An 18,408-nucleotide genomic window follows, 5' to 3' on the forward strand; every position below is an offset into this window, starting at 1 on the left:
GCCACTCTGATTAGGGGCGTGCGACCAGCTTTGGCTTTGCCGTTTCGACATACACCAGGTTAAGACATCTTCTGATCTTCAGAAGGTGAAACTATGTGTGAACACCGTAAGCATAAAATAATTTTATGTTTATGGATTCAGTATATTAGCTAATCTGGTGGAGTAGAGGTTACAAATGGCAGAACTCACGCAAGGCCGTGTAGACATTATCTCGCGCGAAAACGGCACACTCATCTCGCAGTCCGTCAGCGGTTCGTCACAATCCATTAACCTCACCGAGCCCAGCGTCGTGCGCATCAGCGGCACCCGCGACATGGTGACGCAGTATGAGCGCCAGGGTAACGATCTGGTGCTGCATATGCGCGACGGCAAGACTGTCCGCTATCAGAAATTCTTCCTCGACGACGCCGATGGCCAGCACAGCGAACTGGTGTTCGATGATGGCGTCAACCCACCGGAACATGCGCTCTTTCCGCAGACCGCAGAAGGGGCTGAACTCGCTTCCACGTCGGTTACGCCAACCTATGAATCACTCGACAGCGTAGAGCCGCTGCTGCTGGCAGATAACGCCAACACCTCCATGGGTGTGATAACGGCGGGCGGTCTGGGTGTGCTCGGCTTAGCCGGCCTGGCCGTTGGCGTCGGCGGTGGTGGTGGTGGTGGCGGTGGGGGTAACGGTGGCGGCAATGACGGTGGCACCGATCCCGGAACACCGGTCACGCCGGGGACGCCTGCCATCACGCTCAATGCGTTCGCTGGCGATGATGTTCTGGATAACGCGGAAAAAAGCAGCGATCAGGTACTGAGCGGCACCACCAGCAATGTCGAAGCGGGTCAGATTGTCACTGTCACGCTGGGCGGCCAGACCTACAACACCACCGTCGGTGCTGACGGCAGCTGGAGCGTCACTATCCCTGCGGCCGCGCTGGCGGGACTCGCCGCAGGCACCACCACCATCGACGTCAGCGTCACTAACGCGGCGGGCACGTCGACCACCGGCAGCCTGCCCATTACCGTCACGGCCGCCGATCCCGGCACACCGGCTGCGCCGTCCATTAACCTGAACCCGTTTGCGGGTGATAACCTGCTGGATAACAGCGAAAAAACCACGCCACAAACGCTGTCCGGCAGCACCAGCAATGTCGAAGCGGGCCAGCAGGTCAGCGTGACATTGGGCGGACAGAGCTATAACGCCACTGTGGGGGCGGATGGCAGCTGGAGCGTCTCAATTCCGGCTGCCGCACTCTCGGCGCTGGCTGCAGGCAGCAGCACTATTTCGGTCAGTGTGACCAGCGCCGCGGGCACGGCGGCTTCCGCCAGCCTGGGTATCCAGGTGCAGGCACCTGACACCGCCCCTGGCGTGCCAGCCCTGACGATCGCCCCGTTTACCGGCGACGACGTGCTGAGCAACGCAGAAAAAACCAGCGATCAGATTCTTAGCGGCAGCACCACCAACGTTGAAGCCGGGCAGATCGTCACGGTTACACTGGGCGGCCAGAGCTACAGCGGCAGCGTGGCTGGCGACGGTAGCTGGAGCATTACCGTGCCTGCTGATGCGCTGACCGCGCTGGCATCCGGCACCACCACGGTGACTGCCACCGTTGCTAACCAGGCAGGAACCGCCGCCAGCGGTAGCCTGACCGTAAACGTAGAACCACCCCTGACTCAGCCGGGTACGCCTGTTATCACCATCGATCAGTTTGCCGGTGATGATATTCTCAGCAATGCCGAGAAAAGCAGCGATCAGGTTCTTAGCGGCACCACCACCAATGTGGAAGCGGGCCAGCTTGTCACTATCACGCTGGGCGATCAGACCTACAGCGCAGTAGTGGATGCGCAAGGCAACTGGAGCGTCACGCTCTCGCCTGCGGCACTGAATGCGCTGGCAGCCGGTTCGGTGGCGATTTCCGCGGTCGTCACCAGCCAGGCTGGCATTGAAGCCAGTGAAAACCGCGCGATCAGCATCGATACGCCGGTCGTTCCGGGCCCGCCATCCGTCACGCTGGATGATTTTGCCGGGGACAACGTGCTGAGTAACGTGGAGAAAGCCACCGATCAGACACTCACCGGCAGCACCAGCAATGTTGAACCCGGTCAGCTGGTAACAGTCACCCTGGGCGGTCAGACTTACAGCGGCAGCGTTGATCCGCAGGGCAACTGGAGCATTACTTTACCATCGGCGGCCCTGAGCGCCCTGGCGGCAGGTGAAACGACGCTGACGGTTTCAGTCAGCAATGTGGCCGGAGATAACGTAACCGGCACGCTGCCCATCACCGTGGGAGCCCCTGTCACACTGCCGGGCGAACCCACAGTCACCATTGGTCAGTTTGCCGGGGATGACATCCTCAGCAACGATGAAAAAGGGACGGCCCAGACGCTCTCCGGCTCCACCACCAACATCGAAGCGGGCCAGACGGTGACCGTTACCTTCGGTGGTCAGACTTACCTCGGCACCGTCGATGGCAGTGGTAACTGGAGTGTAATTGTTCCGGCAGCCGCGCTGGGTAATCTGCCAGCAGGAGCCAATGCCATCAGCGTCACCGTCAGCAATGCCGATGGCGTGAGCACTACCGAAATCCGCGATATCGCGGTTGAGACGCCAGTAACGGAACCGGGCGTGCCGGCTCTGACCCTGAATGATTTCGCCGGCGATAACCTTCTGAGCAACGACGAAAAAGCGGTCGATCAGCTTGTCAGCGGTAGCACCAGTAATATCGAAACCGGGCAGATCGTGACGGTCACCCTGGGCGGTCAGACCTACAGTGCCAGCGTGCAGGGTGATGGCAGCTGGAGCGTCGCCGTGCCGTCAGCTGCGCTGAACGCGCTGGCAGCAGGCATCACCACACTGACCGTCTCGGTCAGTAATGCGGCGGGCGACACAGTCACTTCAACGCAGCCAGTCACTGTCGAAGCCCCGGTAACGCAGCCGGGTGAAGCCACCGTAACCATCGACACCTTTGCCGGGGATGACATCCTCAGCAACAGCGAGAAAGCCAGCGATCAGTTGCTGAGTGGCACCACCACCAATATCGGTGAAGGCCAGCAGGTCACTGTCACCCTGAACGGAGAGACTTTTACCGCCACGGTCGGCGCGGATGGCAGCTGGAGCGTGACGATTCCTGCCAGTTCGCTGGCGGCGCTGACAGCCGGTAGCGCAGCCCTGAATGTGACGGTGACAGATCAGTCTGGTACACAGATCACTGAAACCCGCGACTTCCTGGTGGAGTCAGCGGGCACTTCACCGAATGCCCCGACGCTAACCCTCAATGCCTTTGCTGACGACAACATCCTGAGCAACGATGAGAAGCTGGAAGCGCAGGCGGTCTCCGGCAGCACCACCAACGTCGAGGCGGGCCAGATTGTCACGGTGACGCTGGGCGGCCAGAGCTACAGCGGAACGGTTGGCGCCGACGGCAGCTGGAACATTGCCATTCCGGCAGATGCACTCGGTGCGCTGGCAGCAGGTTCTGCCTCGCTGGTGGTCACGGTCAGCAACGCGGCAGGTACTACCCTCAGCGACACCCTGCCGATCACGGTTGAGCCGCCGGTTACCGAGCCGGGCCAGCCCACTATCACGCTCGATCAGTTCGCCGTGGATGACGTGCTGAGCAACGATGAGAAAACCAGCGATCAGCTGCTGAGCGGCAGCTCAACCAATGTCGAGGCGGGTCAGGTCGTGACCGTCACGCTGGGCGACCAGACTTACAGCGCCACGGTCGGCGCGGATGGCAGCTGGAGCCTGAGCGTCCCGGCCAGCGCGCTGGCGGCACTGACGGCGGGCAACGCGACTATCGCGGCCACAGTCACCAGTCAGGCGGGCGTAACAGTCAGCGAAGATCGGGTGATTGCGGTGGAAGCGCCAGCGGAACCGGGTACACCGACAGTGACGATCGCTCTGTTTGCCGGTGACGATCTGCTGGATAACAGCGAAAAAGCACTGGACCAGACGTTGTCCGGCAGCACCAGCAACGTGGAGGCGGGCCAGACGGTCACCATTACCCTGGGCGGCCAAAGTTACAATGCGCTGGTCAACGCGGATGGCAACTGGAGCACGCAGATCCCCTCTGCGGCGCTCAGCGCACTGGCGGCGGGCAGCAGCAGCATCGCGGTCAGCGTCACAACGGCGGCAGGCGCCTCAGCCACCGACACCCGCGATATTAACGTCGCCCCGGCGGCAGGCGAACCTGGCGTGGTTTCCATTAGTGAACCTGTCAGCCTTGATGGTTTCCTGAACCAGCAGGAGCTGAGCAGCGATCTGATCATCAGCGGCTCTGCCGTGGGCGTTAACCCGGGCCAGGCGGTGCAGGTTAACTTTAACGGCAGTAATTACAGCGCGGTGGTGAACAGCAATGGCTTCTGGAGCGTCACCGTTCCGGCAGGTGATCTCACCACTATCACCGACGGCGTAAAACTGATTTCGGTCACCACCACCGACGCCACCGGCGCACTGCTGACCGACTCAGCGCAGCTGAATGTGGTCGCGGCCACGCTGCCGCAAATCACACTGGAGGAGAGCGCGATTACCGATGGCCTTCTCAATCGGGTGGAAGCGGGCAGCGATCTGCTGATCGGCGGCAGCACCGGCAAAGCCGTGCCGGGCCAGCAGGTTGAACTGGAACTTAACGGTAAAACCTACAGCACCACGGTCAATGCAGACGGCAACTGGAGCCTGGCGCTGCCGGCCGCCGATCTCGCCTTACTGCCGCAGGGCGCTAACAGCCTGATCATTACCGCGATTGATGAAGCGGGCAACCGCGTGGACGAGACGCTCAACTTCAGCGTCGACACGCTGCCACCGAATCTGATTGTGGCAGAGGTCGCAGGCGGCGATGGCATTCTCAACAGCAGTGAAGTGGCTGCCGGTCTGCCGGTCAGCGGTTCAGGTGCGTTGCCGGGCGAAGTGGTGTCTGTCTCGCTGAATAACGAGAGTTACAGCGCCACCGTAGATGGGCAGGGCAACTGGACGGTGGATCTGCCGCCAGCGGCGCTGCAGGCCCTGTCAGATGGCAGCAGCTATACGCTGGTAGTTACGCTGACCGATGCCAGCGGTAACACCACCACGCAGACGCAGCCCCTGGCGGTCAGCACGCAGCCTCCGGTTGCGACCGTTACCGCACCGGGCGGTGATGGCGTCCTGACCAACAACGAACTCACTACGCCGCTGCAAATCAGCGGAACCGGCACACCGGGCGACAGCGTGACGGTGGAGTTAAACGGTAAGTCCTACACCGCCATTGTTGACGAAAACAGTAACTGGAGTGCATCCGTCCCGGTGGCCGATCTCGGTACGCTGACCAGTCAGACCTATCCGGTGACCGTCACCGTGACCGATCCGGCCGGTAACATCAGCACTCAGAATACGGAACTGCGGGTGGCTACCGCGGTGCCCGCTCTGACGCTCAACGATCTCAGCGATGATGGCGTGATCAACTTCAGCGACGCGCAGCAGCCGCTGATCGTTAGCGGAACCGGCGACGAAGGCGACATCATCCGCGTCACGCTGAATAACGTGGCCTACAGCGCCGTGGTGGCGCAGGGTGGCAGCTGGAGTGTCACCGTTCCGGCATCCGACCTGGCAAATGTGCCCAACGGTACCCAACCGGTATCGGTAGTGGCGACAGACGCCGATGGCAATACCACACCAGCCAGCAGTTCACTGATTTTCGCCACCACACCGCCGCTGCTGGAAGTCTCCACGCCGGGCAGTGATGGTTATATCAATATCGCTGAACATACTCAGGATCTCACACTCGACGGGCGCGGGGGGGCTCAGGGCGACACCGTCACGGTGAGTTTCAATGGCGAGACCTACACCGCCACCGTGGATACCGATGGCGCGTGGAGTGTTACGGTGCCCGCCGCGATTATCAGCCAGCTGGGTGACGCAATCTATCCGGTGGATGTAGTACTCAGCGATGCTTATGGCAACAGCAGCACCGTACCGGCCAGCGTCACTGTGCTGGCGGCAACGTCGCCGGCGCTGACCATTAATCCCGTGACCGGCGATAATCAGGTCGACAGCGCTGAACAGCTCACCGACATTCTGGTCACCGGTAACGTCACCGGCGTACCGGCAGGTCAGCCGGTATTGCTGACCATCAATGGCCAGTCTTACGATGGCGTAGTACAGGCGAACGGTAGCTGGAGTGTGTCGCTGCCAGCCGGATCGCTGGGCGGCGCAGGCGATAAAACCTTCACCGTGGCGATTACCGATGTGGCCGGTAACCCGGCGCTGCCTGCTGAAGGGCAGTTCAGCGTGGTTACTTCACCCGTACCGTCGCTGTCGATTGCCCCAATCAGTGACGACAATGCGCTGAATGCCCTGGAGGCGCAGAGCGATCTTATCCTCAGCGGCGGTTCAGCGAACCTGCCGGCTAACAGCCCGATCAGCGTGACGCTGGTGACTGGCGGCACCGTCTACAGCACGACGACCGATGAAACCGGTGCGTGGACCCTGACCGTGCCGGCTGCCGATCTGGCGACGCTGCCGCAGGGCACGACCACCGTTACCGTCTCTTCGGGTGATGTGCAGAACAGCCTGCCGCTGCTGGTGGCGACCACGCCGCTGGCAGACCCGCAAATCAACACGCCATTTACTGACGGCATACTCAATACCGATGAAGCCAGCGCGGCGCAGACGCTGACCGGCACAGTGCTGCCAGGCCAGGCCGTCAGCGTGACCCTGGGCGGTACCAGCTATCCGGCCACTGTAGACGCGAATGGTGAATGGAGCGTGACGATACCCGCAGACAGGCTGCAGGCACTTGCGCAGGGCAGCAATCCGATTACTGTGACGGTGAGTGATGAAGCGGGTAACAGCACCAGCATCAGCGAGCCGCTGACTGTTGATACCGGCATACCGGCGCTGACCGTTAACCCGATTGCCACCGATAGTGTGATCAATGCGGCTGAAACCGCCACCGATCTGACCCTCAGCGGCACCGTTACGCCGGGCAGCAGCGTCAGCCTTGCGCTGAATGGTCAGACCTATCAGGCAGTGGTTGCCGCTGATGGCAGCTGGACCGCCACCGTGCCTGCTGCGAATCTGCAACAGTTGCCAGATGACCGTTACGATCTCAACGTGACCGTCACCACCGTCAGCGGCAACGTCGCCACTACGCCAGTGTCGGTTACCGTGGATACCACGGCACCAGACTTCAGTATCGCTGCGCCCGCGGGTGATGGCGTGCTGAATATTGCTGAGCAGGCCGCAGGGTTCAGCTTCAGCGGCGCAGGCCGTGAAGGCGACCTCGTCAGTGTGACGCTGAATGGCGTGACCTACACCGGCACCGTTGATGGTGCCGGAAACTGGGCGCTGGCTGTTCCGCCAGCGGCGCTTGCCGGTCTGACCAATGGCAGCAGCTATCCGGTGGTGGTCACCGTCACCGACGCGGCCGGTAACAGCAGCAGCCAGAACAGTGCCCTGACGGTTGCGACTACGCCGCCTCCGCTGGTCGTCGCGCCGGTCAGCGGTGATAACGCGCTGAACGTCGGGGAAGTGGCAGAGCCGCTGGTGGTGAGTGGCAGTGGTCAGAATGGCGACGTGGTCACGGTCCAGCTCAATGACCAACTTTACAGCACCACCGTTGGCGTTAACGGCCAGTGGACGCTGCAGATCGCCCCTGAAGCGCTGGCGGCACTGCCTCCGGGCAGTAATCTGGTGACGGTGACGGAAACCAGTGCTAACGGGAATCAGAGCAGCCAGGTGGTTGATCTGAATGTGGCAACCGCGGCGGACGTGCAGCCTGTACTGACCATCGACAGCAGCACATTCGCCGGTGACGGCATCGTCACGGCAGCGGAGCAGCTGCAGCCGATAACGGTGCGCGGCAGCAGCACGAATGTCGAACCGGGCCAGCAGGTGATCATCTCCCTGAATGGCAACGAATACAGCGGTGTGGTCGAGGCCAGCGGCAACTGGAGCATTATTCTGCCTGCGGGCGCCCTGGCTGAGCTGGGAGAAGGCACTCAGACGCTGAACGTCAGCGTCATCAACGCCGTGGGTAACACCGCCAGCAGCACGCTTGACTTCAGTGTGGACAACAGCCTGCCGTCGATCGCGCTGGCACCCGTCAGTGACGACAACTACCTCAATGCGCAGGAATTGGGTGGCGCCGTTGTAGTCAGCGGCAGCACCAGCGGTCTGCCTGACGGCAGCATTGTCACCGTGCTGGCCAACGGCACAACTGTCAGCACCACCGTGACGGCAGATGGAAGCTGGAGCCTGACCTTACCGGCAGGCACCTTTACCGGAACGGCAGACGGCCCGCAAACCATCACCGCCACTGCCAGCGACGCTAACGGACAGCCGCTGGCGACCAGCGACGCTACCCTGACGGTGATCGCCAGCGCATTGCCGGTGGCGACACCGGGCGTGGCCTTTGATGATGGCATTCTGAACGGTGAGGAAGCCGCCGCCGGTGGCACGATCACCGGTAACACGGGCGTGACCGGCGACGGCCAGACCGTCGTCGTGACGCTGGGCGGCAACAACTACAGCGGCACGGTCGATGCCGCAGGCAACTGGCAGGTCGCCGTTCCGGCCGATGTCTTGTCTGCGCTGCCGCAGGGCAATAGTGGCTACACCGTGGTCGTCAGTGATGTGGCGGGCAACAGCAGCCAGGCTGATGGCAACCTGGTGGTGGATACACTTCCTCCGGTGCTGAACTTCATTACGCCATCCGATGGCATCATTAACGCCGCTGAGAGTCAGCAGCCGCTGACGCTGACCGGCAGCAGCGAAGCTAACGCCCTGATTGTGGCCAGCTTTAACGGCACTACCCTGAGCACCACCGCTGACGTCAACGGCGTCTGGTCGCTGGAACTGCCCGCCACGGTTTATACCGGGCTGGGCAACGGCAGCTATCCGCTGACCGTAACCGCCAGCGATGCGGCCGGAAATGCCACCACCACCAGCCGCGACCTGGCGCTGAAAGTGGAGCCAGGCACACTGCCAACCCTGACGCTGGATACGTTTGCCGGTAACAACGTGGTCGATGGCGCGGAGCGCCTCACCGATCAACGTCTCTCCGGCACCACCACCAACGTCGAAGCGGGTCAGCTGGTTACCGTCACCGTTGACGGTACAGTCTACAGCGCCGCCGTACAGGCGAGCGGGGCATGGAGCCTGATCGTGCCAGCCGGTGCGCTGGCCGCGATTAATGATGGCAGCGCCAGTTTTACCGTGGCGGTCAGTGATGTGGCGGGCAACACCTCCACCAGCAATCTCACCTTTGACGTCAACAGCAACGCCTCTGGCCTGGCGATGGATGCCATCAGCGAAGACAACTACCTGAATGCGCAGGAGCTGGGTCAGGCCCTGGTCGTCACCGGTACGTCGGTGAATGTGACAGAGGGCAGCACGGTCACGTTGCTGTTTAATAACATCAGCTACACCGCGCAGGTCTCGGCCAGCGGCCGCTGGACAGTGATCGTTCCGGCTGAGGCACTGACGGCGCTCGCCGATGGGCCTTACACCCTGACGGTCACCGCAACGGACAGCGGCGGGGCGACCCTCAGCAGCGAGGCAGCGCTCAGCGTGCTGGCGACGCTGCCAGCACCGCAGATCGTCTCGGCCTTTGGCGATGGCCTGCTCAACAGCAGCGAGATCGCCACAGCACAAACCCTGAGCGGCACCACCGGCATAACCGGTGACGGCCAGACGGTGAGCGTGCTGCTGAATGGCGCAACCTACAACGGCACCGTCGACGGCAATGGCAACTGGCAGATCAGCGTGCCGGCTTCCGCGCTGGCTGGCCTGCCGGAAGATCTCCTGAACTATACCGTCACAGTCCAGGATGCGGCGGGTAATACCGGCAGCAGCCAGGGCAGCGTGACGGTGGATCTGACGCCACCGACCCTGACACTGAATACGGTTGCGGGCGATAACAGTATCAATATTGCCGAAAGCACCGCGCCGATTGTTCTCAGCGGCAACAGCAATGCCGAAGCCGGACAGCAGATTACCATTACCCTGAACAATCAGACCTGGACCACCACGGTTGACCAGAACGGTGAGTGGAATCTGACGCTGCCTGCGGGTTCGCTGGCCGGTATTCCGACCGGGGCGTACATTCTGACCGTGACGGTTAGCGATGCGGCGGGTAACCCGGTAACCGAAACCCGTGAAATCACGGTGGCGACGGCGTCGCTGGCCGTCAGCATAGATACCCCGTTTGGCGATGGTTATCTGAACCTGGCGGAACAGGGGGTCGGTCAGACGCTGACCGGCAGCACCGGTGTAGCGGGCAACGGCCAGACCGTCAGCGTGACGCTGGGTGGGAATGATTATTCCGCCACGGTGGATGCGCAGGGTAACTGGACGCTGACCTTAACAGCGGATCAGGTACAGTCGCTGGGCGAGGGAGTCACTACGCTGGTGGTCAATGCCAGCGATGCCGCCGGTAACAGTGGTTCGCTGACCAGCGCCGTTACGGTCGATCTCACGCCGCCTGTGCTCACCGTCAATGCCATCGGCGGCGACAACATCATCAATTCGGTAGAGGTGCTGGAAGCGGTCGCCATCAGCGGCAGTGCGTCGATAGCGGATGCCGGACAGACGGTCACCGTCAGCTTCCAGAACGTCGATTACACCACTCAGGTGCTCTCTGACGGCACCTGGGAGGTGACACTGCCAGCCAGCGTCGTGCAGGGGCTGGCAGACGGCAGTTACACCGTTGCTGTCTCGATGACCGATGCCGCGGGCAACCCGGCCACGGCCACCCAGACCCTGACGCGTGATGCTGACACTCTGAACCTGCCAACCCTGACCATCGGGCCCATCAGTGACGATAACTTCCTTAACCAGGCGGAATCACTGCAGGATCTGAGCATCGACGGCACCAGTAACAACCTGGTGGAAGGCCAGCTGGTGACGGTGACGCTGAATAACATTCAGTACAGCGGCACGGTGGCAGCCGATGGCAGCTGGACGGTGACCGTTCCGGCCGCCGATCTGGGTAATCTGCCGGATGGCGATCAGCTGCTGGTCGTGGTCTCAGCGGATACGTCTGGCAACCCGGCCAGCGCCAGCACCAGCCTGGTCGTGCTGGCCAGCGAGCAGGTTCAGCCGACGCTGACCATGAACGTGGTAGCCGGCGATGATGTGATTAACGCCACCGAGGCCACAGCGGATGTCGCGGTCAGCGGCAGCAGCACCCTGCTGGCAGCGGGTACCCTGGTGACGGTGTCGTTTAACGGCACTGACTACAGCACCACGCTCGACGCTGACGGCAACTGGACGGTGAATGTCCCGTCTGCTGCCTTTACCAGCGTGGATCCGGGCAGCACGCAAATATTTACCGTGACCGCCACTGATGTCGCAGGCAATCCGGCGACTGCCACTCAGGAGGTCAGTTTCATTACCACACCCCCTGCGCTGACGAATATCACGGTCGACGCGGGTGATACCCTTAACCTGGCGGAGTCGCTGCAGGATCTCACCATCAGCGGCAACACCACGGGCGCATTGCCGGTGACGGTGACGCTGAATAACGTCAGCTATACCTCCACGGCAGATGCCGACGGTAACTGGTCACTTACCATTCCGACCGCCGACCTGCAGCAGCTGGCGGACGGTCCCAATGCGATTACCGTTTCGGTCACCGACGCGGCGGGCAATATCACCACAGACAGCACCACGTCACTGGACGTAGCATTTAATACCCTGCCAGCCCTGACGCTGAATACGCCGTTTGGCGATGCGCTGATCAGTGCGGCAGATGCGGAAGGGGCGTTAACGCTGAGTGGTGACAGTACCAATCTGCCGGAAGGCAGCGTGGTGAACATCTCTGTAGGCGGGCAGAACTTCAGCACCACCACGGATGCCAGCGGCAACTGGACGCTGAACCTGGCCCCGGGCGCGCTGACGGGCCTGGCCGATGGACTGACACAGGTGGTGGTCAGCGCCGCGGATGGTGCCGGTAATCCGGCGCAGGTTACCGCAGGCGTTGAGATCCTGCAGAGTGATCCTGTTTCAGCCGCCTTCGACACGACACTGTTCGGCGATAACATCATTAATATCAGCGAAGCCGGTTCCGTTCAGCTGGTCACCGGCACCTCCACCGTCGTGCCGGGCCAGACCCTGAGCGTCACGGTGGGCGATGACAATATCCCGCTGTCGGTGACGGTCGATGCCAATGGCAACTGGACTGCCAGCCTGCCCCCAGAGTTCATCGCCAGCCTGGGAACCGGTGAACACACGCTGACCCTGATTACCACCGATCGGGCCGGTAACAGCATTGAAACGACCAAAACGTTCGTCGCCGCGATTACGCCGATTGCTAATCCAACGCTGGATACGCCATTTATTGATGGCCGTATCAATGCTGAAGAGGCCGCCGCAGGCGGAACCCTGACCGGTGCGGTAAATATTAATAACGCCGCGTCGGTCACGGTGACCGTTAATGGCACCCTCTATTCTGCGACGCTGACTGAGGGTGGTTCACGTTGGTCACTGGATCTGCCGGCTGATGTATTGCAGTCACTGCCGGATGGCAACCTGCCAGTCAGCGTGACGGTTACCGATGCGAACGGCAACATCGGCAGCACCAGCGGCACGATACTGGTCGCCGTTAACGCGCTGCCGGATGTCACCCTGAACCTGCCGTTTGGCGACGGTGCGCTGAACGCAGCAGAGGCGGCCGGTGAACAGATCCTCAGTGGCACAACCGGCATTACCGGTGCCGGACAGACGGTAACGGTGCTGATCTCCGGCTTTAACAACGGTCAGCCGCTGGCAGCCACGGTGCAGACCGATGGCAGCTGGTCTCTGGCCCTGTCGCCAGCGCAGTTAGCCACTTTCACCAGCGGCACCCACACCATTACCGTGACGGCGACCGATATCGCGGGTAACAGCGACGCGACGGCGCAGAACGTGGTGACAGAGGTGGCGCTGCCTGTGCCGACCTTCAACCCAGGCGCATTTGGCGGCGACAACCTGTTGAACATCAGTGAAGCCGCGGCAGGGGTGACCCTGACTGGCACCACCGGCAGTGTGGGGGCGAACCAGGCGGTCAGCATTACCGTGGATGTCAACGGCAGCCTCTATTCTGGCACCGTGGCGAGCAACGGTAACTGGACTGTTAACATTCCTGCCAACGCCCTGAGTTCACTGGGTGACGGTGCGCAATCGCTGACGGTTAACGTCGTGGATGCGGCGGGCAACAGCGCGTCGGCGCAGCTGCCTTTCACCGCGGATCTCAGCGCGCCGCAGCCTGCGGTCAATCCGGAATTCCTCGGCAGTTATGTGAATGACGGCGATGTTGCCGCGGGAGTGACGCTGAGCGGAACCACCGGTGAGGCGGGCGCGAATCAGACTGTGCAGCTTACGCTTGGCGGCACAACTTATTCCGCAACCGTCGATGCCAATGGTAACTGGACGGTGCCACTGACAACGGCGGAGCTTTCACAGCTGCCGGATGATACCTATCCGGTTACCGTGACAGCAACCGATGCGGCGGGCAACAGCACCATCATTAACAGCTCGCTGGTGCTCGACACCACACCACCGGTGCTTAATGTAGCCGCCTTTACTGGTGACAATGCGCTGAACTACGCCGAGAGCATTCAGCCGCAGAGTCTCAGCGGCACCGCGACTGGCGCAGAGACGGGCGATGTGGTTACGGTCTCGCTGAATAACACGACCCTCGGCACAGCCGTGGTTGACGGTAACGGCAACTGGAGTGTAACGCTGACGCCAGAGCAGATGGCCACCTTTACACCATCAACAACGCTGACGCTGGTAGTGACCGATCTGGCTGGCAATACCGCAACCGTACCGGTCGCGCTGACCGTGGATCTGACGCCACCGCCAGGGCCGCTGGTCACGCTGGGCACGGTGTCGGGCGACAACATCATCAGCACTCAGGATGTAGCGGGCGGTGTGGTAGTGAGTGGCACCTCCGCTAACCTCGGCGCGGGTGGGGGAGTGACGGTGTCGATCGGTGGTCAGGAGTACGCGACTACGCTGGATGGGTCGGGTAACTGGTCAACGGCGGCATTGCCGGTCAGCGCCTTTGGCAGTGCGGACGGCAGCGTCGCCATCACGGTGAATGCTACCGACGGCACTGACTCTGTAACTACCAGCGGTAACGTGTTGATCGACCTTACGCCACCGGCACTGACTCTCAATCCGTTTACCGGTGACAACCAGGTCAATGGCAATGAAAGTGCCACCAGCCAGGCCATCAGTGGCACCGCCGATCTCAGCGAAGTGGGTCGCACGGTGGTGGTGACCTTCAATAATCAGACCTACAACGCCGTGGTGCAGAGCAACGGCACCTGGTCCACTACCGTTCCTGCCAGCGCGATGCAGGCTCTTCCCGATGGCAGCTCGCCGGTGATCACCGCGCAACTGGCGGATGTGGCCGGTAACGTGACGACGACCACCCAGACGGTGACGGTGGATACCGCTGCGCCGCTGGTCCAGGTCGACGCGTTCCTCGGCGACAACGTGATCAACGCAGCTGACCTGCTGCTAAGCCAGGTGCTGACCGGCAGCGCACAGGGAGCAGAAGGCCAGACCATCGGTCTCTATCTGGGCGATGCCGCGCCGATCGCCACTGCGACGGTGGGTGCTGACGGACGCTGGAGCATCGATCTCGCGCCGGATGTCCTGGCGAGCCTCACTGAAGGTGCGCTGGTGTTTGGCGTGCGGGTCAATGATGTAGCCGGAAACCAGACCGACGCCACGCTGACGGTCAACAAAGTGGTCAACAGTGCGCTGACGCTGGTGGTCGATTCGGTGTTCGGCGACGGCACGCTCAGCGCACTGGATACCACGGTGGCACAGACCATTTCCGGGGTTGCGACCTCGGCGGGTGTGGGCGCTACGGTATCGGTGGTGCTGGGCGGCACAACGCTCTCTGCGTCAGTGGGCCAGGATGGTAAATGGGCCATCGTGGTGCCGCCTTCGGTGCTGGGCCTGTTAAGCGATGGCAATCTTGCGCTTGACGTCACCCTGACCGATGCCGCGGGCAACACCCGCACCGTTGGTGAAACCGTCACCGCGATTGTCGATGCCGTGCCGGTGGTCGGTGCGCTCACCGGGCTGTTTGGCGGTGATAACCTGCTGAACATTGCGGAAGCCGCTGCCGGACAGCTGGTCAGTGGCGTGATAGAAAATGCGGCTGTGGGTTCCCAGGTGACGGTCACCTTTGGCAGCAAGAGTTACAGCACGACAGTGCAGGCGGGTGGAGTGTGGAGCGTTAGCCTGCCGGGCAGCGATCTGACCTCTCTGCTGGATGGCAATCTGACGCTGGGCGTCAGCGTCAGAGACGTGGCGGGTAACGTCGCCTCCAGCAGCGCATCCATCGGCATCTTTACTCAGACGCCATCTATCTCGCTGACCTCACTGTTTGGTGATGGGGTGCTGAACCTGGCCGATATCGCCACCGGACAGGTGATCAGCGGGGTGGTGAATAACGTTGCGCAGGGCAGTGTGGTGACGCTCTCGGTTGGCAACAGCCAGGTGACCGCCACCGTGGGTGCGGGCGGGGCGTTCAGCGCCACGGTGACACCAGATATTCTGGGCACGCTGGCACAGGGCAACCTGACGGTGGGCGCGTCGGTAACGGATGCAGCGGGCAATACCGCCAGCACCAGCGCCGGTATCCGGATCGATACGCTGCTGCCGACCATCACCGTGAATCCGCTGTTTGGCGACGGTCTGCTGAACGTGGCGGATTCGCTGGTTACCCAGGTGATCGGTGGGGTGATTGGCGGCGCGGAAGCGAGATCGCGTGTGGTAGTGTCGGTAGGCTCACAGCAGTTGGTGACGGCGACCGATGCCAATGGCAACTTTAACGTCTCGCTGACGCCAGCGCTGTTGCAGGGGATTGCAGATGGCAATCTGACCGTGGGCATCAGCGTCACCGACAGCGCGGGTAACACTAACAGCACTACGGCCGGGGCACTGGTTGGTATTCACAACCTGCCGAAAGTTACCCTCAATCCGCTGTTTGGCGACGGCGTGCTGAACCTGGCGGAGTCGCTGGTCACTCAGACCATCAGCGGCACGGTCTCCGGGCTGGCTGCGGGCAGCAGCGTCAGGCTGGCGATTGGTAACACCACCGTCAACGCGCAGGTCAACGCGGATGGCAGTTTCTCAACCGCCGTCTCGCCAGCGATTCTGTCAACGCTGCTGAACGGTAACTTCACCGTCAGCGCGGCCGTCACCGATCCGGTCGGAAACGTCAGCAGCACCAGCGCGGGCGTGTCACTGGGACTGTTCCAGCCGACCCTGTCGGTGAATACGGTGTTTGGCGATGGTGTGCTGAGCGCCGCGGATCTGGCCTCTAACCAGACCCTGAGCGGGACGTCCAGCCTCTCTGCCGGTTCAACCGTCAGCGCCACGCTGAATGGCCTGACCTACACCACCAAAGTGGTCAGCGGCGGCAACTGGAGTATTACCGTCCCGAAAGCGGATCTTGTTGCTATCACTGACGGCAGTAAAACCGTCACGGTCACCGGCACCGATGCCTACGGTAACGTGGCAAACAGCAGCGGAACGCTGAGCGTCATCAGTCAGTCGACGCCGGTGGTCGCCATTACCTCGCTGTTTGGTGACAGTGCGCTGAGCGCGGTGGATGTGAAAACGGCGCAGACCATCAGCGGCACCGCCAGCAACGCCGAGGGATCGGTTGTGCGCGTCACGCTGGGTGGTCAGACTTACAGCACCACGGTGAGCAGCAACGGCAACTGGAGTCTCTCTGTTCCGGCGGCTAACCTTGCTGCCATTACTGACGGTCTGCAGACTGTCACCGCCAGCGTAACCAACGGTGCGGGCAGCATTGGCAACACCTCGGCGTCGCTGGGTGTGGTCAGTCACACCACGCCAACGGTCAGCGTCAACAGCTTCTTTGGCGGCGATGGCTACCTCAATATTGCGGAAGCCAACAGTACTGAAACCATCAGAGGAACCAGCACCAACGCGGCGGGCGGCACGGTGACGGTGAACGTGGCGGGCAATATCCTCACCACTACTATTGGTGCGAATGGCGCCTGGAGCATCAGCGTGCCGTCAGCGACGCTGAAAGGGATCGCCGATGGTAGCCATCCTCTCACCGTCACGGTGGCGGATATTGGCGGCAACACCGCAACCAGCACCAGCAGCTTTACCGCGCTGTCGCACAATCAGCCGCTGGTCGGGGTCGATCCGGTGCTGAGCATCGTCGGTTCTTTACTGGCGGGTCTGGTGGTGCAGGGGGGATCGCTGAATGCCGCGCAGGGCTCGAAAGTGAACGTTACGCTGCTGCTCTCCAACGGCAACAACGGCCCGACGCTGAACACCACGACCGATGCGCTGGGGCGTTACGCGGTTAACTTCTCACCTTCACTGCTGTCGGTGGGTGGCCTGCTGCTGTCGCTGGGAACGCTGGCGAAAGTCACGATTACCGACGCGGCCGGTAACAGCTACTCGACCACCAATACCCTGTTACTGGGTGCCGTGCTACCGGTGACGCTGGCGGCAAACGAATCGGTTGCGCTGTTCTCGGTGGCGGATGACAGCGCTACTGTCGCCAGCGCGGAGACGCAGCATAACAGCAGCACCAGCAGCGACGAGAGCAGCGCCCATGTGGCGGTGGCTTCCACGCTGATTACTGAAGCGGATACGGTGACACCAGTCGGCAGCAGTGAAAACGCGGCGGCAAATGACGCCGCGGTGGCAGCGGCACCGGCAGAGGAGGTGGGTTACACCATCGGCGGCGTCGTGATTACGCTGGCCGATGGCAGCACCATTGAGGGGGCGACAGTGACCGGCAGCAGCGGGGCGGATATCGTGACGGTCAGTGACCTTAACTTTACCCATATTGATGGCGGCGCAGGCACCGATACCCTGGTGCTGAATGGTGAGCATCTCAGTCTGGATCTCACTGCGCTGGGCCTGAAGGTCGAACACATTGAGGTGCTCGATTTGGGTAAAACCGGAACCAACTCCGTGAAGCTCGATCTCAATGAGGCACTCAATATCACGGATAAACAGAGTGACGATTTGCTGATCAAAGGCGCAGATGGCAGCCAGGTGACACTGGCTAACAGCAACGGCGGAATCTGGGAAGTGACCGGCGAGCGTACCGTTGAGGGCAGAGTCTTTGAGATCTACCACAACTCGGCGCTGACCAGTGATAACACCCTGGGCGATGTGCTGGTGCAGCAGAACCTGCAGGTCCATGTTGTGTAGTGACTGAAAGGTCTGTTCAGAAGATGAATAGAGCGGGTGCGAAAGCACCCGCTTTTTTTGTTTCAGTCACGTGATAATTCCACTTTCCAGATTATCGCCACTATTCATTAGCAGAATGAAAGATTAGGGTAGGCGCAACAAACGGCGTCACGCCGTAAAATCAGCATTCTGACTCTATTTGGCGCTTTTATTAGCGTCCTGTTTATAAATCCTTGTTACCTGCGGGT

General features: G+C 61.6%; 1 protein-coding gene. It reads left to right on the forward strand.

Annotated features, from left to right (window positions below):
- The first annotated feature begins 175 nt into the window (after positions 1-175).
- Positions 176-18,181 carry an Ig-like domain-containing protein gene (locus tag ACR8BN_RS06285; protein WP_434747418.1) on the forward strand — a complete coding sequence of 6,002 codons (18,006 nt, stop codon included), beginning with the start codon at positions 176-178 and terminating at the stop codon, positions 18,179-18,181.
- Positions 18,182-18,408 lie beyond the last annotated feature (227 nt).

The organism is Pantoea sp. Lu_F5_004, from assembly GCF_051136245.1.
Classification (GTDB): Bacteria; Pseudomonadota; Gammaproteobacteria; order Enterobacterales; family Enterobacteriaceae; genus Pantoea; species Pantoea agglomerans.

Excerpts from the sequence above, each read along its gene's own strand:
- ACR8BN_RS06285 (WP_434747418.1), top strand. The coding sequence starts at position 176 with ATGGCAGAACTCACGCAAGGCCGTGTAGACATTATCTCGCGCGAAAAC.